The 20,869-nt window shown below is 46.2% G+C and carries 18 protein-coding genes; 16 read left to right on the forward strand and 2 right to left on the reverse strand.

What is annotated here, in order from left to right; genetic code table 11:
* Window positions 1–28: 28 nt before the first annotated feature.
* Window positions 29–1,645: a methyl coenzyme M reductase system, component A2 gene (gene atwA, locus CUN85_RS07725; RefSeq protein ID WP_135389751.1), complete on the reverse strand. Its 1,617-nt coding sequence runs from the start codon at window positions 1,643–1,645 to the stop codon at window positions 29–31.
* 235 nt (window positions 1,646–1,880) lie between these two features.
* On the reverse strand, window positions 1,881–2,714 hold the full coding sequence (locus CUN85_RS07730; protein ID WP_135389752.1) for an HAD family hydrolase: 834 nt from the start codon (window positions 2,712–2,714) through the stop codon (window positions 1,881–1,883).
* A 119-nt stretch (window positions 2,715–2,833) separates the two neighbouring features.
* Here CUN85_RS07730 and CUN85_RS07735 point away from each other — a divergent pair, with 119 nt between their 5' ends.
* The 16 genes from CUN85_RS07735 (at window position 2,834) to CUN85_RS07810 (ending at window position 20,825) form a co-directional block, all read left to right on the forward strand.
* Window positions 2,834–3,541: a matrixin family metalloprotease gene (locus CUN85_RS07735; protein WP_135389753.1), complete on the forward strand. Its 708-nt coding sequence runs from the start codon at window positions 2,834–2,836 to the stop codon at window positions 3,539–3,541.
* A complete protein-coding gene (locus tag CUN85_RS07740; protein WP_135389754.1) occupies window positions 3,538–3,918 on the forward strand; it encodes a methylated-DNA--[protein]-cysteine S-methyltransferase in 381 nt (126 codons plus the stop codon). The genes CUN85_RS07735 and CUN85_RS07740 overlap by 4 nt, the downstream gene beginning before the upstream one ends.
* Complete coding sequence (locus CUN85_RS07745; RefSeq protein ID WP_135389755.1) at window positions 3,891–5,609, forward strand: aldehyde ferredoxin oxidoreductase family protein; 1,719 nt, start codon at window positions 3,891–3,893, stop codon at window positions 5,607–5,609. Before CUN85_RS07740 ends, CUN85_RS07745 begins: the two co-directional genes overlap by 28 nt.
* Before the next feature lie 197 nt (window positions 5,610–5,806).
* A complete protein-coding gene (locus CUN85_RS07750; RefSeq protein ID WP_135389756.1) occupies window positions 5,807–6,190 on the forward strand; it encodes a translation initiation factor IF-5A in 384 nt (127 codons plus the stop codon).
* A gap of 28 nt (window positions 6,191–6,218) precedes the next feature.
* A complete protein-coding gene (speB, locus tag CUN85_RS07755) occupies window positions 6,219–7,088 on the forward strand; it encodes an agmatinase (protein WP_135389757.1) in 870 nt (289 codons plus the stop codon).
* 343 nt (window positions 7,089–7,431) lie between these two features.
* On the forward strand, window positions 7,432–8,085 hold the full coding sequence (locus tag CUN85_RS07760; RefSeq protein ID WP_167848830.1) for an HVO_0476 family zinc finger protein: 654 nt from the start codon (window positions 7,432–7,434) through the stop codon (window positions 8,083–8,085).
* Window positions 8,052–8,708 (forward strand): protein-L-isoaspartate O-methyltransferase, encoded by a 657-nt coding sequence (locus CUN85_RS07765; protein WP_135389856.1) that lies wholly within the window; start codon window positions 8,052–8,054, stop codon window positions 8,706–8,708. Before CUN85_RS07760 ends, CUN85_RS07765 begins: the two co-directional genes overlap by 34 nt.
* A gap of 103 nt (window positions 8,709–8,811) precedes the next feature.
* The gene (locus tag CUN85_RS07770) at window positions 8,812–12,444 is read left to right on the forward strand and encodes a hydantoinase B/oxoprolinase family protein (RefSeq protein WP_135389758.1); all 3,633 of its coding nucleotides are present in this window, start codon (window positions 8,812–8,814) and stop codon (window positions 12,442–12,444) included.
* A gap of 108 nt (window positions 12,445–12,552) precedes the next feature.
* Window positions 12,553–12,963, forward strand: a complete 411-nt coding sequence (locus tag CUN85_RS07775; RefSeq protein ID WP_235856251.1) for a bifunctional nuclease family protein — start codon at window positions 12,553–12,555, stop codon at window positions 12,961–12,963.
* Between the two features lie 54 nt (window positions 12,964–13,017).
* Window positions 13,018–13,725: a DUF1614 domain-containing protein gene (locus CUN85_RS07780; RefSeq protein ID WP_135389760.1), complete on the forward strand. Its 708-nt coding sequence runs from the start codon at window positions 13,018–13,020 to the stop codon at window positions 13,723–13,725.
* Between the two features lie 345 nt (window positions 13,726–14,070).
* A complete protein-coding gene (locus CUN85_RS07785; protein WP_135389761.1) occupies window positions 14,071–17,637 on the forward strand; it encodes a NosD domain-containing protein in 3,567 nt (1,188 codons plus the stop codon).
* Between the two features lie 163 nt (window positions 17,638–17,800).
* Window positions 17,801–18,622: an imidazole glycerol phosphate synthase subunit HisF gene (gene hisF, locus CUN85_RS07790; protein ID WP_135389762.1), complete on the forward strand. Its 822-nt coding sequence runs from the start codon at window positions 17,801–17,803 to the stop codon at window positions 18,620–18,622.
* A 12-nt stretch (window positions 18,623–18,634) separates the two neighbouring features.
* Complete coding sequence (locus CUN85_RS07795) at window positions 18,635–18,922, forward strand: MazG nucleotide pyrophosphohydrolase domain-containing protein (protein ID WP_135389763.1); 288 nt, start codon at window positions 18,635–18,637, stop codon at window positions 18,920–18,922.
* Window positions 18,923–18,980: 58 nt separating this feature from the next.
* The gene (locus tag CUN85_RS07800; RefSeq protein ID WP_135389764.1) at window positions 18,981–19,439 is read left to right on the forward strand and encodes a redoxin domain-containing protein; all 459 of its coding nucleotides are present in this window, start codon (window positions 18,981–18,983) and stop codon (window positions 19,437–19,439) included.
* Between the two features lie 71 nt (window positions 19,440–19,510).
* Complete coding sequence (locus CUN85_RS07805) at window positions 19,511–20,497, forward strand: DUF7490 domain-containing protein (RefSeq protein ID WP_135389765.1); 987 nt, start codon at window positions 19,511–19,513, stop codon at window positions 20,495–20,497.
* Window positions 20,490–20,825 (forward strand): hypothetical protein, encoded by a 336-nt coding sequence (locus tag CUN85_RS07810; protein WP_135389766.1) that lies wholly within the window; start codon window positions 20,490–20,492, stop codon window positions 20,823–20,825. The genes CUN85_RS07805 and CUN85_RS07810 overlap by 8 nt, the downstream gene beginning before the upstream one ends.
* Window positions 20,826–20,869: the final 44 nt, after the last annotated feature.

The following is a 20,869-nucleotide window of genomic DNA, read 5'->3' on the forward strand; positions in this document are numbered from 1 at the left end:
AGCAGAATTAGATACTCTCAGTTCCCTGTCATAGATCCACTGCTGCTTCCAGACGTTCTTTCTCTGTGAGTTGAGAGAGAACGGTTTGGGGGTCACCCATGTCCACGATCTTGCCGTTTCTCATAAGAGCAACGCGGTCACATATCTCCTGCAGGAAATCCATGTCATGGGATACGATAATAAAGGTATCACCCATCTTTTCACGTGCCGTCAGGATAGATTTTGTGACATCCTTCTTTGTGATCGGGTCCATTGTACCTGTTGGCTCATCCATTACAATTATAACCGGTTCTTTCATCAGGATCTGAGCGAGCGCAACCCTGTGCCTTTCTCCTTCACTGATCTCATCTGACATCTTGGATAATATAGATTTTGCCTTATCTTCAGTAAAACCGGTTGACATCAAAGTATTGATGGCTTTCCTGACAGCAAGTTCATAGGGGAGGTCAATACCTATGGATTCTGTGAGATTGTCAATGATCGTCCTGTGATTGTAAAGACCATATTCCTGATGCAGGATCCCCATATACTGCAAGGCGCGACCCCTGCATTCAGGCCCGGGTTTTTTCATATCGATCCATTCGTCACCGACCCTTACCTGGACCTCTCCGCTGGTCGGCTGTACTATACCCATAAGTATCTCTGAGGTCGTTGTCTTCCCTGCACCACTTGTGCCTGCAAGTCCGAATATCTCACTTTCATTTACCTCAAAGGAGACATCATTAACGGCATAGACCACACCCCTGCTGACAGAAATATATTTTTTGACAAGGTTCTCGACCCTGATAAGCGGATCACCTATCTCAACGTCGCATCCCTTCTCAATAACACATACACGCTGCATGAACTCCTTTGCGACATCAGCCGGCGAACCTTGACTGACTATGGCACCTTCTTCCAGTATAATAGCATTGTCTGCAAGGTCCTCGACGACATCAGACCAGTGAGATGTGATCACCATGGTCATGTTGTATTCCCTGACGGCCTTTTCGATAACGTCATGTACGACCTTTGCGGTGCGGGGATCAAGAGTACCTGTAGGCTCATCAGCTATCAGCAGCATTGGATCTCTTACAAGCTGGCGTGCCAGTACAACCCTTTGTTTCTCACCACCGCTCAGGTCACGGGCAACATGCATCATGCGATGGGAAAGCTCAACCTTTTCCAGAAGGTCCACTGCCCTGCTCAGGGCATCTTCACTATTTACCCCTATCTCGGTCAGGGAATTCACGACATTTGCAATAACCCTGTCATCACCATAAAGTGCGAAAGTACGCTGGAGCATTATCGCAATCCTTTTGGTGATGTCCCTTCTCTTTGGATCATGCAGCGGGAGTTTGACAAAATCAACATCAAAGGGTTTTAAAGTTTCGTCACTGCAACCGGGGCATTCCTCCCCTGCCTTGCTCGGAGGTTCTATATGACCGCATTTCTCACATCTTGCGAGATGATAGATAACTTCACCACTTATGCCTTCATACTCCTCGACTCCACGCAGGACGTGCATCAGTACAGTTTTGCCTGAACCGCTTCTTCCCAGAATACCCAGCACTTCACCTTCATTGATATTCAGGTTGATATCTTTCAGAGCTTTAACACCGTCGAATTCCAGTGAAAGGTCTTTGACCTCTATTAATACTACCATACGATTTCCTCCGCTTATTGAATGCATGGGAGTTACTGTCCATTATAGGTTTCTATGCATACATATGCAAATTACTTAACAGTTTTGTACACTGCGTACAAAACTGACTGGATAGAACCCATACATACCAAATGATAACATGTTAATGATTTTTTAAATAAATTATATTTGGATTATTGAACTCACTACATAAACATAACGCACATATTTATCACTGTTAACTTCTAAAAACCAGCTATTGATTCTGTTTTTGCAATGTATGCAAGTCAAACATATTTTTTACAACTGTTGCTACCTCAAGAATGTTATCAACTACCACATCCGCAGCTTCACGCAGTATTTGAGGCCTCTCATCGCCCTGCTGTACTGTCAGAACACCCACATCTGCTAGCCTCAGTGCAAGAATGTCGTTCATCCCGTCACCTACCATGACCACGGAATCATAGTTTTCCTTAAGTTCCCGGACAATCCTTTCCTTATCCCTGGTCGTAGCGATCCCATGTACAACATTCATGGGAATGCCTACGGACAAAGCAAGCTTTTCAAGGTTATGGTAACCATCTCCAGACGCTATGAAGACATCAGCACCCATATCCTGCAGAAGTCTGATAGTTGCAGGTGTATCCGAGTACATTCTCCCCCCCGTACTCAGCACATAGGACACAAGGTTTTCCTGTGCATCGACTATAATGCCTGCAGCCAGATAGAATATATCCGGACAATGCCCTTTGACAATAGATATTACATCGTTCACATCACTTATACATACATTACTTTTCCTGATTATCCTATATACCTCATCAACCCGGAAAGGACGGCTTGCGCAACTGATCTCAAGTTTGACATTATATTTGTCTATCAGACTATAAAGAGTAAGCTGCGGATCACAATACGCGATATCTTCAAGATCGGCATTGACCACTACCAGGGCACGGTGAGGTTTCTGAGCTACCAGAAGAGTGGACTGGATATCTTCCAGGATGATACCGGTACTTGCTTCTTTTGCCACACGGTACATGTGAAGCAAGGTACCTGCACTGTCGAAAACCACAGCCACTTGTTTTTGCATACGCTTGATTTGCTCAGAAGTATAATTACTTTTACGCTGGTAAAGCATATAAGCAGGAAATGTGTGGTTGTGTCGCATAAGTATATGTAGAAGCGAAAATAACCCTGTTCAGGGATACAATGCCAAACAAGAATCTAAAAACCGCATTGCTGATCATCCTGGTCCTTTTATTTTTCACAACGCTTTTTGCACCGGGCAGCAAAGCTTACCCAAAACTCAATCCCATGCCCTGGGAAAATACAACGATCTCAGTCTATATCGATGACCGGAATCTCCCCGAGCACTACAGTCCAAGTTACATGGCCCAGATAGAGAGTGCTCTTGAGTACTGGAGCAATGGTGGCAATGGCCAGTTGGATTACAATCCGGATTTTGTCATAGTTGAAGAAGAAGATGCGGATATCCTCATAATGTGGGTGGAGAACCTGGAAGAGGATGCAGGTGCCCCGGAAGGAGTTGCAGGTTTTGCAAGGCCCTATGAGATCGATGGCAAATACAAGCGTGTGGAAATAGTACTGGAGGTCGGCAACTATCAGGGCTATGCATGGAAACAGTATGGAGACACGACCATGAGAGAGCTGGCCACACACGAGATAGGGCACGCTCTTGGACTGGGTCACAGCAACGACAAAGACGATATAATGTATCCAAGCTATGAACAGAAGGATGAAGCAAATCCCATACTCCTTGAAGCCACCCGTCCCTTCCTGATAGTTGCTATCGTCATAGCATCGCTGCTGATACTGTATCATGGTGCAGGATGGCTACATTCCAGGAACAGAAGGGAGAAGATAGAGGAAGAGGTATTCGGCAGGAAGGAAAAATGAGGCAGAACACTGTTTTCCAGGACATACTGCGTTATTTCAGCGGGGAAAAGGTGGATTTCTCTGATCATGAGCTTGACCTCTCAGAACTCACGGAATTTCAGAGAAAAGTACTCACCGAGACCAGGAAGATCCCCTATGGCCATACGATCACATATGCCGAGCTTGCCTGCCGCATAGGAAAAGAAGATGCAGTGCGGGCCGTAGGCGGTGCGCTTGCCAGAAATCCTTACCCGGTCGTGATACCCTGCCACAGGATAGTCTCATCGTCCGGAGTTGGCGGATTTTGCGGGGAAACCTGCGGTGCGAAAGTGGAGTTTAAGAGGGAAATGCTGGAAATGGAGATGAGAACATGTTCGGATGGACAGGAAGGACAGTGATCGTTGACCTCGGGAACAATGCGATCACCGAATCAAGAACAAAAAGAAAGGATGCAGAGAAGTTTATTGGCGGACGTGGCATGGGCTGCACTCTCATGGACAGGATGGCAGAGACGGAAGTTGGGCCGTTTAGCCCGGACAACCCGATAATTTTCAGTACCGGTCCCCTTACAGGAACTTCTGCTCCCCTTTCAGGACATTTTAGCATTTGCACGAGATCCCCCATTACAAGAACCATCTTTGATTCCAATTCAGGAGGAAGCTTCGGAGCAGAGATGAAATTTGCAGGTATTGATTCACTGGTAATTACCGGAAAGTCGGAAACGCCCGTTTACTTACACATCGAGGACGAAGAAATTGAGCTACTGCCTGCAGACCACCTGTGGGGCAAGAATACCACCGAGATAACCGGACTACTTGAATCCAGAGGAAAGGTCGCATGTATCGGCAAGGCAGGCGAGAAGATGATCCCCATGGCCAGCATGGTCAATGACCGCATTTATCCCGGAGGACGCGGAGGACACGGAGCTGTGATGGGTTCAAAGAACCTGAAGGCAGTGGTCGTCAAAGGAAGCAATGTGCCTGAGATCGCGGATATTGATGCTTTTGACAAAGCGGTTGAGAGGGCAAACCGCCTTCTGGTTGCAAACCCTCCTGCATCCAAGGGACTTGCCAGCTACGGGACACCGGTCTTTGTGAACCTGCTCAGCTACATGGGCATCCTGCCTGCAGATAATTTCAGGAAAAAGGAATTTGCAGGTGCGCAGAAGATCTCAGGGGAATTCATCCGGGAGAACTACGAAATACACAAAACACCCTGCGATGCCTGTCCCATCGGATGCAAGAGAACATTCAACGATGGTACGCCTGTTCCTGACTATGATGCGGTCTGGACCTTCGGGCCGAATATCGGGAACGACGACCTTAGAACCATCATCGAGCTAAACAGCATCTGCCTTGAGTATGGTCTGGACCCGGTGTCATGTGGTGCTTCCATTGCTGCATATATGGAATTGAACTCCTTCACTGCCGCAGACCTTGACCTGAAAGGCCTTCTCCGAGAGATTGGCGAGGGTAAGAGCGAACTCTCTGTCGGTTCGTACTCTTATCTCTGCTCAAAGGGTGCTAAGGATATCAGCATGAGCGTAATGGGACTGGAGATATCTGGCTATGATCCCCGGGAAATGGCAGGGATGGCACTTGCATATGCAACATCCAACAGGGGAGGATGCCACCTGAATGCATTTATGGTAGCACCCGAGATTATGGGAAAGCCCATGCTTCTCAAAAGACAGGGCCTGGATGGCAAGGCTGCCCTTGTGCAGTACTTCCAGAATCTTTCGGCAGTTATCGATTCACTGGTGATATGCCCCTTCACAGCCTTTGCCATGGGCGAGGTCGAGCTTGCAGCCCTGCTGAGTGCTGCAACAGGTGTTGATCGCTCTGCGGAGGAATTACTTTGTGCAGGAGAGCGCATATACAACCTGGAGAGAGTTTTTAACAGAAGGCCAGGCATCCCGATCAATAATGATACTTTACCGGATAGGTTCTTCGGAAAAGACGGGATTGACAAAGAAATGTTTGAAAGAGCGCTGTCAGAATACCATCATTTCAGAGGATGGAATGAGAACGGAGTTCCTACACGGAAAAAACTCGGGGAGTTGAGTATTGCCGGAGAAACCGGGACTTAATTTACGTAATAAGTGCAGGCAGAGCAAGATATGACAGAGAACTAACAATTTGATTTATATACTTGAATGTTTAACTTAGTGCCTGATATAAAATAGTTCCGGTTTCTGCAATCATAGGTAAACTTGATATATAGAATAGGGAATTATACTCACAAATTATTGCCACTAATATCTTTTCGAATTTGGAGGATTATAAAATGAAAGTACAAGTAGAAGTTAAAGAGCTCAAAGAAGGAAAATACGTCATCGTCGACGACGAGCCCTGTATGATCAAGAGTATATCAAAGTCGAAGCCAGGAAAGCATGGTTCTGCAAAAGCAAGGATCGATGTCATAGGACTGTTCGATGGACAGAAGAGATCCTTTGTGGGTCCTATCTCAGACAAGACCTATGTACCTATTGTCGAGAGGAAAACAGCCCAGGTGCTTAACGTTAAAGGCAACATTGCCCAGCTAATGGACATGGGTGACTTCTCTACCTTCGAGCTGACCATACCTGAGGAATACAAGGATAGGGTTACAGAAGGCGGAGAGATCACATATATTACTGCAATGGGCAAATCGAAGATCGAAATGAGATGATAAGCCTCATTTCCCATTCTTTTTAACGATGTTCCACAAAGCTGAGATGATGGATGCCCTTGCAGACTACGAATCTGCAAGATATGTAATATTCGGCGTTCCTTTTGACGGCACTTCATCATATCGGTCCGGAAGCCGCTGGGCACCGGATGCCATGAGAAAGGCTTCAGAGAATTTCGAAACCTACAATGCTTATTTTGATATTGACTACGAAGACCTGCTTATACACGATGCCGGGAACCTGGAACACTACGTGAACGTGGATGAGACACTTGAGGAGCTTTCCTTTGCCGTGGAGCCTATTGTCGCTGACGGGAAGCTTCCCATCATGCTTGGCGGAGAGCACTCGCTCACCCTCCCATGCGTTAAGGCCTGTGCCAGACATGCAGACGAGGATATCGGGTTTGTCGTACTTGATGCACATTTCGATCTGAGGGAAGAATACTGCGGTGTCAAATACAATCATGCATGTGTCTCCCGACACGTCCTGAATGAAGTTACGGACAAATATGTGACCATTGGTGTTCGCAGCGGTCCCAGGGAGGAATGGGCCTTTGCAAAGGAGAACGGTATTAAATACTATACTCCGGATGACGTCCGCGAGACAGGGACCAAGGAAATTCTCTCAGAAATTAGTGATTACCTGGGATGCTCAAAGATATATCTTTCTCTGGATATGGATGCACTTGACCCGGCGTATGCACCGGGGCTTGGCACACCCGAACCCTTCGGACTAAGTGATATTGAAGTAAGGGACATAATACATGCTCTTGCACCAAGATCAGTGGGTTTTGATATCGTTGAGATATCACCCGAATACGATAATGGCCAGAGTGCGTTGCTCGGTACCAAGCTGCTCAGGGAATTCATCGCGGCCCATGCCGCAAGTGAGAGGTAGTTTTAAGACTGCATATATAGCTAGTAACCTTGTCCATCAAAAACGGCTATAAATGTCAAATAAAAGAACCGGATCTTTCATTCGGTATCTATATCTACAAGCTCCAGTCTTGTTTCTCCATCCCTCCGGATCTTCTTCAAGAAACAGGTCGATACCTATCCCATAATACCTGATTTGCCGTACATATTAAATTTACAGTATCCCGCCTCCCATTATTATCGACAGAAACGGTCTTGCCGATTAGTCGATACCGTACAACGGCACAGCAGTAAAAAATCACCTTCGACCGGTTTCATACTCAGTTAATTATTTACATATCCCGGACAATGGTGCTATTGAGAATATGAACGATGAAGTAGAAGTTGTATGTCCGTCATGCTCACCTAAAATAGAGGTGCCTCATGATGTATTGAAGTCAGGTCAGAATATTATTGTGCAGTGCCAGGAATGCGGAAACGTTCATCCCACCACGATAGAGAGACCGAAAAATGCCGATGTGAAGGTAATAATCAGCAGAGGAGAGGAATCCTTTAGCTGTATGCATAGAATGACGTCCGAAGATGTCATCAGAGTTGAGGACGAGATTATAATCGATGATGAAGAAAACGATGAAGTATATCCTATCATCGTAACTGCCATCGATACAGATATAAAAAGAGTCAATGCTGCAATAGCCCCGGATATTAATACCATATGGGGAAGAGCCATCGATGAAGTGATCGTCAGGATATCCGTACACCAGGGCAGAAAGACACAGGCTATTGAAAAGCGAGTTCCCGGCGGATATGAATTCACGATAGGAACTGATGATAAAGCGGATCAGACGGATTTCAGGATAACCAAGATCAAGAAACGAGATGGCGCCTTCCTGTCCAGCAAAGGCAGTACTGTCGAAGCCAAAGATATCAAGAGAGTATTTGCAGACGAAGCAAAAAGGCAGGGATGGGGAGAAGGCAGAACAGCATGGAGTATGCGAGGCAGAAGGAGAGATTGGTAAGTTCCCTCAGCAGTTACGGGATCAGTGATAGAGTACTTGATGCGCTGAGAAAGGTGCCAAGGCATCTTTTCGTTCCCGAGGTTCACCGTGACAGATCATACGTCGATACACCTCTGTCCATAGGTTACGCCCAGACTATTTCTGCACCACATATGGTTGCCATTATGTGCGATCTGCTTGAGCTTGAGATAGGGCTCAAGGTACTTGAGGTCGGAGCCGGATCAGGATATAATGCCGCGGTCATGGCTGAACTTGTGGACAGTAAAGGTAAGATATACTCTGTGGAGCGTCTGGAACCGCTTGCCGGATTCGCCAGGGTCAACCTGGAAAAAGCCGGATATGATAATGTAGATATCATTCTTGCAGATGGCAGTCTGGGATACCCGCAGGAAGCGCCCTACGACAGGATATGTGTGACGGCATCAGCACCCTGCACTCCCCGGGCACTGGTGGAGCAACTCAGGACAGGCGGCCTTATGGCAATACCCGAGGGAGATATGTATCAGCACCTATACCTCATAAAAAAAGAAGATGATGGCAGTCTTGTCAGAAAAGATTGCGGAGGCGTGACCTTCGTACCACTTATGGGAGCTAACGGCTTCAGGTTCGAATCAAAACCCTGAAAAGCCAGCAGTGAAAAAGTATAATGCATAGATATTTTTCAATTCAACCGTTCCGCACATAGAACCTATTGATGACCTTTTGCAGGTATTCCGGGGAGATATTATGCCTTCTGAAAAAAGTGATACATGGGAATTCTGGATCGATCGTGGCGGCACTTTTACTGACATTGTAGCAAAATCGCCAGAAGGAAAATTGTTTACCCATAAACTGCTCTCGGAAGATCCTGAGCACTATGCAGATGCAGCGATGCATGGGATTCGCAGGATACTGGGAACAGGATTGGGAAATACGTTGACATCGGAGAAAATCTCGTCCATAAAGATGGGTACCACTGTTGGAACCAATGCCCTGCTTGAACGTAAAGGCGAGCCCACCGCCCTTGTAACCACTGAGGGTTTCAGGGATGCGCTCCGTATAGCCTACCAGAACCGGCCCGATATCTTTGCATTGGAGATCAAGCGGCCCGAGCTGTTATATGAAAGAGTCGTGGAGGTCAGGGAACGTTACACTGCCCATGGCGAGGAACTTGTTCCCCTGGATACCCGAAAGGCACGGGAAGAACTTAGAAAAGTATACGTTGCAGGCATAAGGTCTGTTGCAATAGTGCTGATGCACGCCTATCGCTATCCTGACCATGAACTCCAGCTTAAACGGATTGCAGAAGAGATCGGCTTTTCACACATATCGCTTTCACATGAGGTCAGCCCCCTGATGAAGTTTGTGAGCAGTGGTGAAACCACCGTCGTTGATGCATACCTGTCACCTGTATTGAGAAGGTATATCGATATGATAGCAGAAACACTGGAGGATTCTGGCAAGAGGACACATCTGATGTTCATGCAGTCCGGTGGCGGACTTATAGATTCCCGGTATTTCAGAGGCAGGGACTGCATCCTTTCTGGACCTGCAGGCGGGATAGTCGGAGCCATCCGGACATCTGAAATGGCAGGTTTCAGGAACATCATTACCTTTGACATGGGGGGGACATCCACAGATGTCGCACATTACAGCGGGGAGTACGAGAGGAGCTTTGAGACAGAGGTTGCGGGAATTCACCTGCGCTCACCCATGCTTCACATCAATACAGTTGCAGCCGGAGGAGGGTCCATACTCCATTTTGATTCCGGCAGGTTCCGTGTAGGTCCCGACTCGGCAGGTTCGGATCCCGGACCGGCATGTTATCGCAAAGGAGGACCGCTTACTGTTACGGATTGCAATCTCATGCTTTGTACAATACAGCCAGAGCACTTCCCGCAGGTGTTCGGCCCGGAAGCTGATCTGCCTCTTGACAGGGAAACCGTTGCCAGGAAATTCAAGGAACTTGCTGAAGAGGTAACTGCGTTCACAGGCGAGGATTATACTGCAGAAAAGATTGCAGAAGGATTTCTGAAGGTGGCTGTAGAGAACATGACCAATGCCATCAAGAAGATATCCATCCAGCGAGGATACGATATCAAGAACTATACACTCTGTTGCTTCGGAGGTGCAGGGGCCCAGCATGCCTGCAGAGTGGCGGATTCACTGGGACTGAGGACTGTTTTTATTCACCCGTTTGCAGGTGTGCTTTCTGCATACGGCATGGGACTTGCCGATCAGAAGATACTGAAAGAGTATGCTGTGGAGCGGGTGCTGGATGACAAACTGGTCCTGGGCCTTAGCACGGAGTTCACCAGAATAGAGACGGAAGGAAAAGCAGAGATGCGCATTCAGGGAGTAAGGGAAGAAAACATTGGTACATTTCACAGAGTGCATGTGAAGTATATTGGAACCGATAACCCCCTGATAATTGATTCCGGTACAATGGAAGGCATTGTCAATGCCTTTGACCACGAGCACAAAAAACGTTTCGGGTTTACAATGGAAGATAAGGAGCTTATTGTGGAAGCAATATCGGTGGAGATCGTGGGCTCCGGGGAGAATGTGCTGGAAAATAATGTACTTCCTCCCGGTAATGGTAACCATGAAGCAATCGTCAGTACCCGCATGTACACCTGTAACCAATTCCACAAAACACCCATAATAAAACGTGAGAACCTGAAACCCGGAACAGAAGTCCATGGGCCTGCCATAATAACGGAGGAGAACACAACCGTTGTAATTGAACCGGGCTGGAAAGCAGAACTCACTTCCACTAACTGCCTGATACTCACAAAGGTGGGGCAGGTCCCAGACACACAGGACATTGGCACAGAAGCAGACCCTGTGATGCTTGAGATATTCAACAACCGTTTCATGTCCATTGCGGAACAGATGGGCTATACGCTCCAGAATACTGCATACTCGGTAAATATCAAAGAAAGGCTTGACTTCTCATGTGCGGTCTTTGACATGGATGGAAGACTTGTTGCCAATGCGCCCCATATACCCGTACACCTGGGCTCTATGGGAGAAAGCGTCCGATCGGTCATAGAACAGTTCAGGGAAATACAACCCGGTGATGTTTACATAGTTAACTCTCCTTTTAAGGGCGGGACACATCTGCCGGATATCACTGTGATTACCCCGGTTTTTATTGAAGGCAGGCCAGCCTTCTATGTAGCCTCACGGGGACACCATGCAGACATAGGCGGCATCAGCCCTGCTTCCATGCCACCTAACAGCAGGCACATCGACGAGGAAGGAGTTATAACCGATGGGATGCGGATAGTTGAAAACGGGCAATTCCTCGAAATTGAAGTAAATCAATGGTTGCAATACAGCAAATACCCGGTAAGCAATCCCCGACAGAATATCGCTGACCTCCGTGCCCAGGTAGCTGCGAACGAGAAGGGCGCCATGGAGCTAAAACTACTTGCGGAGAGCTTTTCCCTCAAGACTGTGGAAGCTTACATGAGCCATGTGCAGGATAACGCTGAAGAGGCAGTCAGAGCAATTACTACATCCCTCAAGGACGGAGAGGCGGTGCAGGTCTTTGACGACGGAAGCCAGATCAAAGTAAAAGTAAGCATTGACAGGGAAAGAAGAGCAGCACATATAGACTTCACAAGAACATCGCCCCAGCACCCCGGAAACCTCAATGCGCCTGTAGCAGTCTGCAAGGCGGCTGTACTCTATGTGTTCAGGACACTTGTGCAGGAGGATATCCCATTGAATGAGGGATGCCTCAAGCCACTGGAAATATCCGTACCCGAGGGTTGTATGCTCAACCCGGTGTATCCTGCAGCGGTGGTCGCAGGGAATGTGGAGACCTCTCAGGCAATCGTGGATACACTTTTTAAGGCACTGGGAGTGATGGCAGGTTCCCAGGGGACAATGAACAACTTTACCTTTGGGAACTCAGAGTTTCAGTACTATGAGACCATATGCGGTGGTTCGGGAGCAGGGGATGGCTTTCACGGAACGGATGCGGTGCATACCCATATGACAAATTCGAGGATAACCGACCCGGAAGTGCTGGAATGGCGCTTTCCGGTGCTACTGGAAGAGTTTTCCATAAGACAGGAAAGCGCAGGGGAAGGCGAGTACACCGGAGGATGCGGCGTCATCAGGAAAATACGCTTTCTGGAACCGATGAGGGCTGCTATAATCTCCGGCCACAGGAGGGTGGCTCCCGCGGGCCTCAACGGCGGAAAGGATGGAAAGGTCGGACGTAACTATATCGTTAAAAAGGATGGAGTTATTCTTGAACTGGGAGGAAAGGCCGAATATGTGGCAGGTGCAGGAGACGTCTTTGTCATTGAGACCCCGGGAGGTGGAGGTTTCGGATATCTGAACAAAAGTCCTAGAAAATCTTAAGTAATGATGATTGTTAACTTATTATGTGAATAGTGTACGAACCAAGATCCTGTAAATCATATGAACTCTGATACAAATTTAAAGGAAGTCACCGTCAAGGGTGTCTTTATGGTAAATATAGTAGGAAGGTCTGTCCCCGCGGTGATGCTTGAGGACGAAGAGGGCTCGCTCATGCCGATACATATCGGTAATTCCGAGGCACTTTCCATAAACTCGGTATTGAGAAATGAGACAATGCCAAGGCCTATGACGCACGACCTTATAGTCACCATGCTCGAAAGGCTCGGGACAAAGGTGGAAAGGGTCCTTATCGATGAGAAGATCGATAACATATATTATGCAAGGCTCAGGCTTGACAGGGACGGGACCAGCATTGAATTTGATGCCCGGCCAAGCGATTGCATTGCCATGGCCCTCAGACAGAATGCTCCGATTCTTATTGACAGGAAGATATTCACTGACGATTCTATCAACAAGGAGAACTTCCAGCTCTCAAGATCTGCAGACGATTTTGAATAAGCGGACATTCGGTTCACAAGAAAACAATTATTTAAAATCTAAAGAACTACTTCCATGAGGCACAGGATTTTTTATAACCCGTTGAAGTTCTTTTTCACCGCTGTACTGGTGATGTTATTTGCCTTTAGCATCTCAATCCTCTTCTTTGGCCTTGCCAGCACGGCATTTGCGAGGATAGGGTTCTCATGGAGTGATGCCTTTATCCTGCTCTTGCTATCCCTTATAGGGAGCAGTATCAATATACCCCTCACAACCATCGAGTCTGAGACTCCAATCGAGAACCATCGCTTTGTCAAGGTATTCGGGGTTTCCTACAGAGTCCCCTTCAAGGAGACATTCAAGACAAAGACGACCCTTGCGGTAAATATAGGAGGCGCACTTATCCCGTCCATGGTGTCCCTATACCTGTTAATCCTCTTCCCCGGAGCCATCGTATACTCACTATACGCAACCGCCATCGTCTCCCTTGTAACCAAGATGGTCGCCCGCCCCGTCAGAGGAGTCGGCATCGTATCACCCGCAATCATCCCCCCTCTTGTAGCCGCACTAAGCTCTATGCTCGTAGTATCCATGGCCGGAGCCAACCGCGACCTGCTCTTCATCACAGCCTACGTGAGCGGCACCATGGGCACCCTAATCGGAGCCGACCTGCTCAACCTCAGCGCCATAACCAAGATAGGGGCACCGGTTGCGAGCATTGGAGGAGCCGGGACTTTCGACGGGGTTTTTCTGGCAGGGGTTATTGCGGTGTTGTTGGTGTGAGAAAGTCCTGCATAATCTGAAAAAAGGCCCCGGCATATAATTACGGTCACATAATTGTCACGACAGCTATATCTACAGAATGTTTTTTTTCTGAATACACTGGGTATGAATTTATTTTCACCCAATGAAAGAAGATACATGTTAAAGTTTTGAGCAACGAAACCATTACCAAAAAACAATTTAAATATAAACTTTATCTTATTTATATAGTGTATTTTATATATTATGCTTGTCTTAAATAATAAATTATACTTTTGATATCAGAAGGTGGTTTTTATAAACTCATCGAAACTACGAACATTAAAATATCCAATATTATTATTGATCCTGCTCTTAACCATAGGAATGGCATCCGCAGCAGACATTATCGCCGGTGAAGGAACAGGGAACACTACAATCAACGCCGCACTGACCAATGCAACTGACGGAGACACTATAGTCGTCATTGATGGAATCTATACTGAGAACATAGTTGTTAACAAAAGTATCACAATCCACTCTGAGAATGGTTCTGCAAACACGATCGTTCAGGCAGCATCAATAGACACACACATATTCAATGTCACGGCCAGCAATGTTACAATTAGTGGGTTTAACGTCACAGGCGCAACAAACTACAGTAGCATTTACGCGTTTTCAGCTTTAAATTGTAACATCTCAGACAACCTGGTGTCTGAAAGTTATGCAGGCATCTACTTTTACAATTCAGATGACAGCACTATAAGCAACAATCAGATCGGTTCTAACACAATTGGCATCTATCTGCAGAGATCAGCCAATAATACCCTGGTCAATAATACGATGGAGTCGAATAGTTATAACTTCGGGACCTATGGACCGGATCCGGAACATTTTGTCCACGATATAGACACCAGCAATCAGGTCAATGGAAAACCGCTCTATTATCTGGTCGATCAGGCGGATACACAGATCCCCCTGGGTGCAGGACAGGTTTACATTGTAAGCTCCGCGAACATTACTGTAAAGGATATCTCAATATCTAACGGTTATGAAGGTGTAATGCTTGCATATACTAACAATTCAAGGGTCGAGAATATCACTGTTTCACAAAACGCTGGTGGAGTTATACTGGTAAATTCAGATTCCAACACTCTTGATAATATCAATGCCATCAACAACACTTATGGAATATACCTTGAGAACTCTACTGACAACACTTTTACCGACAGCATAATCGGATCAAGCGGATGGGATGGCATTTCCCTGTATTCTTCAAGCAATCATAATGTTTTAGACAACAACACGATCAGCTCCGGTGGTTGTGACGGCATCTATATCGATAATTCGGAAAATAATATCCTGAGCAACAACACGATAGTCGATAACCCTGAATCAGGAATAAATCTCTACTATTCAGACAGCAACAACATGGCTGACAATATTGTAATTAACAACACCTATCATGGCATTCACCTTAACGTTTCAAGTTACAATACCCTGACCGGCAATAATGCAAGTGATAACTTAAAGAGCGGTATCTACCTTTATAATGTGAGTAACTACAATGTTCTGGATGACAATACTGCAATAAATAACACTGAGAAAGGAATCCTCCTTCTTAATGCAAGTAACAACATCTTAACCAACAGTTCTCTCAGTTCCAACGATTACGGCATTTTCCTGGAAGATTCGACCAACAATACCCTGGCCAATAATACCATGGGATCAAACGATTTTAATTTTGGTGTTTACGGCCCTGAACTAAAGCATTTTGTCCATAATATAGACACCAACAACATGGTCAATGGAAAACCGCTCTATTACCTTATCACCCAGACAGATATGCAGGTACCTCTGGATGCAGGGCAGGTATATGTCGTAAACTCCACCAACGTCACAGTCAAGGACTTCTCCGTATCAAATGGTTATGACGGTATAGCGTTTGCATATACCAATAATTCAAGGATAGAGAACTTTACTGCTTCGGACTGTTACCATGGTATCTACATGATTCACTCTAACTTCAACACTATCGAAAATGTAGTGGCCAACAGCAATATTTACGGCCTCGAAATGACAATGTCAGGTAATAATCTATTATCCAATAGTACCTCTACATCCAATGTTAGGGGACTCAATCTTATAGATTCCAGCTACAACGACATAACCAGCAATGATTTCGATTCCAATACTCCGGTAGGCATCAGACTTTCTAATTCAGATAACAATAACCTGACTGATAACACTGCAAAAGACAGTTTCGTTGGAATAGATCTTACCAGTTCAGAATTCAATGTGCTGATCAATAATACCGCTGGCAATGGAAATTCTTACGGGTTCTATATAGGATCAGATAATAATACACTTACTTCTAATACTGCCAGCAGCAATGAACAAGCTGGTATTCGTCTTTACCATGCCGACAACAATACCCTGGAAAACAATACTGCCAGTGATAATGATCTGGACGGTATTGCGCTAAGATATTCAAATAACAACGTTTTCATCAATAATACTGCCAATACTAACTCCCGAGCCGGTTTTGTTCTGGAGGATTCAAACAGCAATACACTTTTGGGCAATAGTGCCATGGACAGCACCGGTGACTGGGCAGTTAGTGCTGCAACTATGGATATTGAATCCTTGGGCACGGACCCTTTAACCACATATTTTGACGAGATGGGTAGTATCGTCGATACAGAAGAATATGCTCTGTTCGACCCGGCATCCTCACCTGAATTCTTGGGCCAGTCTGGCTCCATAGACTCATCCTCTATAAGCCCCACTGTCAGTGAGATGGACGCTTCATTTGGGATCGCTGTTGGCTTTTCTTCTGACAATGTTATATCATCGACCCGTACAGCTGGGAACTATTATGGTCTTTATACACTTCTGTCAACAAACACCATGGTAGATGATCTCATACTGACGAACGGCCTGGCAAAACTATCTTTTGTGACCGACGATAGCAGGATCCTGCTGAGTGGTTCTGATTCTAACCCCGTACAGTTTTCCGGCAAAACGAATGTCAACGGGTATGTTGGTATTGTCCATTCGTCCATTGTCCCATCATCAACTATCCTGGCTTCAGAAAATATGCTTATTACTTATTCCTACGACGATTCGGGGATGAGCAATACTACTGAAGCTTCGATCTCACTGTTCAGGACAGACAATGACCAGTGGGTTGAAGTTCCAAGTGTCACGCTCAATACAACCCATAACTACGTTTCTGCAAACCTTACTGAATTCGGTACTTTTGGTCTTTTCAAAGATGCTGCCGGACCAACAGTATCAGGTTCTCATGACAAATCCCTTTCAGCAAGGATCAGATCACAGGGAACCGTTACCGACCTGCCCGTTAACGGGGATGGCGAAATTACAGCTGATACTGTCATAAAGTCATCTGATGCATCAACTACACTGTCAGTGGGCAAAGGAACAAAAGCCCTTGATCCTTACGGAAATCCTGTGAGCAAGATAATAGTCACCACCCCGGCATCCCTGCCATCAAATACTCCTGCAGAGGTCATAGAGTCAGGCCTCTACTTTGATTTCGGACCCTCCGGAACCACTTTCAGTCAGGACGTCATAATTACTATCGAGTTTGATCCGGCAGAGTTCGAGGGACGCAATCCTGTGATCTATACTCACACTTCAGACGGATGGATAGCACTTACAACAACCGTTGACCGGGAAAAGGGGAGAGCAACGGCAGCGACGAATCACTTCTCGCTCTATGCGCTGTTCGGCACAGATGCCGAGAGTATACAGGAAGTTTCACTTGACCCATCATCGCAGGATTCTGAGACTTCTGACCTTACAGAGGAAGAAACACCTGTGAAAGATGAAAGTGGTTTTGGCTATCTTTTCTGGATAATCGGCATAGCTGTTGTCCTTGCTCTGGGAATTGTAGTTGTTAAAAAGCAAAAGAAAAACGAAGGGTTATAAGCCCTTCCGCTTTACTATTATCCCAATGTCTGAAACTGATGTTATCCGGACCATGGCATAACAAGTGTTAAATAAAAATCAATGTCTTCTTATTAGATAGACATCTGCCAGACTTGATGACAGATTTGAATAACACCATACGGTGAAAAGGACACAAACATACATGCTTACTAAAAGGATCATACCATGTCTTGACGTAACGCTTGACGAGGCCGGGGGAACAGTTGTCAAGGGTATAGAGTTCGTAGACCTGCGCAAAGCCGGTGACCCTGTGGAACTTGCTAAAAGATACAACGAGCAGGGTGCGGACGAACTTGTTTTCCTGGATATTACTGCCTCCCATGAAGGACGCTCCACCATGATCGATGTCATCGAGAGGACCGCAAATGAAGTGTTCATTCCCCTGACCGTGGGAGGTGGCATAAACTCCATCGAGGACGTGCGCCAGATACTGCGTGCGGGTGCCGACAAGGTTTCCATTAACACATCTGCTGTGAAGAAACCTCAGCTTATCAAAGAAGCCTCGGAGATCTTCGGTGCCCAGTGCATCGTCACAGCCATCGACTGCAAGAGGAATACCAATATAGTGGATAATCCCGACATAACCATACTCGAACTGGAAGACGGCACCCCTGCATGGTACGAGGTGGTTATATACGGAGGGCGCCAGCCCACAGGTATCGATGCCGTACAATGGGCTAAAAAAGTAGAGGAACTTGGATCAGGAGAGATACTCCTCACCAGTATGGATCGGGACGGCACATATGACGGTTTCGACATTCCAATCACAAAAAAACTCTCCGAAGAGCTGGAAATACCCATAATCGCATCCGGTGGCGTCGGGAATCCCGATCATATGTATGAAGGTTTTGTAAAAGGAAAGGCCGATGCCGCTCTTGCAGCAAGCATCTTCCACTTTGGCGAATACACTGTTAAAGACACAAAGGAATACCTCAAAGAGAAGAGCATACCTGTAAGGCTCTGAACCGGTGATGATATGGAGATAGCAGAGTTCCAGCAACTGATGTCCGACCTGTACGCACACAATGACAAGAAACGCGGCCCTGCCGCAACCATGCTCTGGCTTGTAGAAGAGGTAGGAGAACTCGCAGAAGCTATTCGCAGGGACGACTGTGAGAATATCAGAGAAGAGCTTGCGGACTGCTTTGCCTGGGTGGGAGCCCTGGCAAACCTCTACGGAATAGACCTTGAGGCGGCATTTCTTGAGAAGTATCCCGATAAGTGCCCCACGTGCGGCAGGAAGCCATGTATTTGTCCTGACTGACAGGATTATCTTTTATAGACCTGGTCCCCATATCTATTGATAACTCAGGGGGTTAGTTATGAACGAACTAAAGACTGGCAAGACTATTGAGGATTTTACACTCAGAGACAGTAACCGTAATGTAGTACACCTTCATGACCTCAAAGGTAAAAAGATATTACTCGCCTTTCATCCGCTGGCCTGGACCCAGGGGTGTGCAAAGCACATGAAACTGCTGGAAGAGAACTATGAGAAATTCAGTTCCATGAATACAGTCGCCCTTGGGATCAGCATTGATTCCGTGCCTTCCAAGAAAGCATGGGCTAAGGAACTGGGAGTTGAGAAGACGGTCTTCCTGTCCGACTTCTGGCCGCATGGAGCAGTGGCAAGGATGTACGGCATGTTCAATGAGGACATGGGAGTATCAAAGCGGGCAAGCATCCTGATTGATGAAGACCTCAAAGTAAAATATATAAAAGTTTATGAGACGCGTTCATTGCCGGATATAGACGAGATATTTGTTGCTATCAGAGATTAAAATTTAGCACAGTTTAAATAAATATTTCATAATGTTTAAATAATATCCCTTCTCTTGTATAACAGAAGAACATGAATGAAAAAAGAGATAGAGAAATACGTTTCATTCTTATTTTACTCATCATCGGATCCTTCACTGTTTCAGGAGGATGCATAAATGACTTTGAAGAAGAGAGCAGCTACACAATAACAGATATTGAGATGGCTACTGAAAGTGTCAAAAGTTCCTACGTCGATCTGAACGTGACAGCCTACATAATGAATAGGGGTTCTGACAGCGAGACAAACACGAAACTTGCAATCAAAGCCTTCAGTGAACAGACAGGGCTGCTCGAAATGTCTCAGGAAAAAGATATCGAAACTATTGAGAATGAGGGGATTACTGCAGTGAGCCAGTCCATCAGACTTCCTAAACAGGGGAGTTTCATACTTCTATTCAACCTTTATGAGGACGAAAAGAGAAAGGCCAGCTCTTCAATAACGATCCGAAACCTCGATGGTATGCCAACCGACCTCCAGGAAGTCGGTATCCAGATCTCAGGGATGGATTTCATGGTGAAGAACGTGACATCCGGCAAGGTCCTCATCGAGAATGACATCTACGTGAAAAATGAGGGTTCAAAGTCCACAGATAATTACAGGATACTCGTCAAAGCAAGAGAGATTGATGCCAGGCTTCTGGCAGATAAGGAATGGACCGTCACTGGCAATATAGAGCCTGAAGCAACTGCGATCCGTACAGTCAGCCTGACGGTCCCTGACAACTACAACTATGTCGTCGAGGTTAGCGTATGGGACGGGGACATCATAGTAATGACAGGTGAGGATTACGTCCAGCTTAACCCTGAAAAGGTCATCAGTAACGAAGAGAAGGTCCAGAACAAGAATATCCAGACAAGCGACTTTGTCATAGAGGAAGATTTTGAAACTGAAATGCCTGTCGAAGAGACATATCCTTCAGAAGAGTCTCCGGGATTCGGGGCTACGATGGCGATAGTCACTATATTGTCCGCATTGCTGATCATCACAAAAGGAAACAGGAGGGGAAAACATGAGTGAAGGAAACAGGACAGGACATGAGGGATATAACGCCATCAGCACCCCTCCCACCGGGGAAGAGAGCATGAATAAAGGATATACTGCAAGTACCAGAAACACAGATCAGAAAAAGACCAGCCCTGAAGAATACTTCAGATGGGCGGTCTTTGGGATAACAATGCTGTTGCTCTTTATTGCAGCTATCCAGTTCTATTTCTCCATGCAGGAAGTGATAGGAACATGGTTAGAATGGCAATATGTGCCCCTGTTCAAATCGATGTACAACCTTGTGGTAATTGTCGTCTGTGTTTTCATAATAAAACTCTTCGTGTTCAGAAAGCGGGCTTAGATCTGCTTTCTTCTTTTTTGGACTTTTCATCTTTCATCTTCATT

Origin of the sequence: Methanolobus halotolerans, from assembly GCF_004745425.1 — an archaeon.
Classification (GTDB): Archaea; Halobacteriota; Methanosarcinia; order Methanosarcinales; family Methanosarcinaceae; genus Methanolobus; species Methanolobus halotolerans.

What these genes read in the sequence shown, in the direction of transcription:
- atwA (WP_135389751.1), bottom strand. Translation starts at nt 1,645, where the DNA reads ATGGTAGTATTAATAGAGGTCAAAGACCTTTCACTGGAATTCGACGGT.
- CUN85_RS07730 (WP_135389752.1), bottom strand. Translation starts at nt 2,714, where the DNA reads ATGCAAAAACAAGTGGCTGTGGTTTTCGACAGTGCAGGTACCTTGCTT.
- CUN85_RS07735 (WP_135389753.1), top strand. Translation starts at nt 2,834, where the DNA reads ATGCCAAACAAGAATCTAAAAACCGCATTGCTGATCATCCTGGTCCTT.
- CUN85_RS07740 (WP_135389754.1), top strand. Translation starts at nt 3,538, where the DNA reads ATGAGGCAGAACACTGTTTTCCAGGACATACTGCGTTATTTCAGCGGG.
- CUN85_RS07745 (WP_135389755.1), top strand. Translation starts at nt 3,891, where the DNA reads ATGTTCGGATGGACAGGAAGGACAGTGATCGTTGACCTCGGGAACAAT.
- CUN85_RS07750 (WP_135389756.1), top strand. Translation starts at nt 5,807, where the DNA reads ATGAAAGTACAAGTAGAAGTTAAAGAGCTCAAAGAAGGAAAATACGTC.
- speB (WP_135389757.1), top strand. Translation starts at nt 6,219, where the DNA reads ATGTTCCACAAAGCTGAGATGATGGATGCCCTTGCAGACTACGAATCT.
- CUN85_RS07760 (WP_167848830.1), top strand. Translation starts at nt 7,432, where the DNA reads ATGAACGATGAAGTAGAAGTTGTATGTCCGTCATGCTCACCTAAAATA.
- CUN85_RS07765 (WP_135389856.1), top strand. Translation starts at nt 8,052, where the DNA reads ATGGAGTATGCGAGGCAGAAGGAGAGATTGGTAAGTTCCCTCAGCAGT.
- CUN85_RS07770 (WP_135389758.1), top strand. Translation starts at nt 8,812, where the DNA reads ATGCCTTCTGAAAAAAGTGATACATGGGAATTCTGGATCGATCGTGGC.
- CUN85_RS07775 (WP_235856251.1), top strand. Translation starts at nt 12,553, where the DNA reads ATGGTAAATATAGTAGGAAGGTCTGTCCCCGCGGTGATGCTTGAGGAC.
- CUN85_RS07780 (WP_135389760.1), top strand. Translation starts at nt 13,018, where the DNA reads ATGAGGCACAGGATTTTTTATAACCCGTTGAAGTTCTTTTTCACCGCT.
- CUN85_RS07785 (WP_135389761.1), top strand. Translation starts at nt 14,071, where the DNA reads ATGGCATCCGCAGCAGACATTATCGCCGGTGAAGGAACAGGGAACACT.
- hisF (WP_135389762.1), top strand. Translation starts at nt 17,801, where the DNA reads ATGCTTACTAAAAGGATCATACCATGTCTTGACGTAACGCTTGACGAG.
- CUN85_RS07795 (WP_135389763.1), top strand. Translation starts at nt 18,635, where the DNA reads ATGGAGATAGCAGAGTTCCAGCAACTGATGTCCGACCTGTACGCACAC.
- CUN85_RS07800 (WP_135389764.1), top strand. Translation starts at nt 18,981, where the DNA reads ATGAACGAACTAAAGACTGGCAAGACTATTGAGGATTTTACACTCAGA.
- CUN85_RS07805 (WP_135389765.1), top strand. Translation starts at nt 19,511, where the DNA reads ATGAATGAAAAAAGAGATAGAGAAATACGTTTCATTCTTATTTTACTC.
- CUN85_RS07810 (WP_135389766.1), top strand. Translation starts at nt 20,490, where the DNA reads ATGAGTGAAGGAAACAGGACAGGACATGAGGGATATAACGCCATCAGC.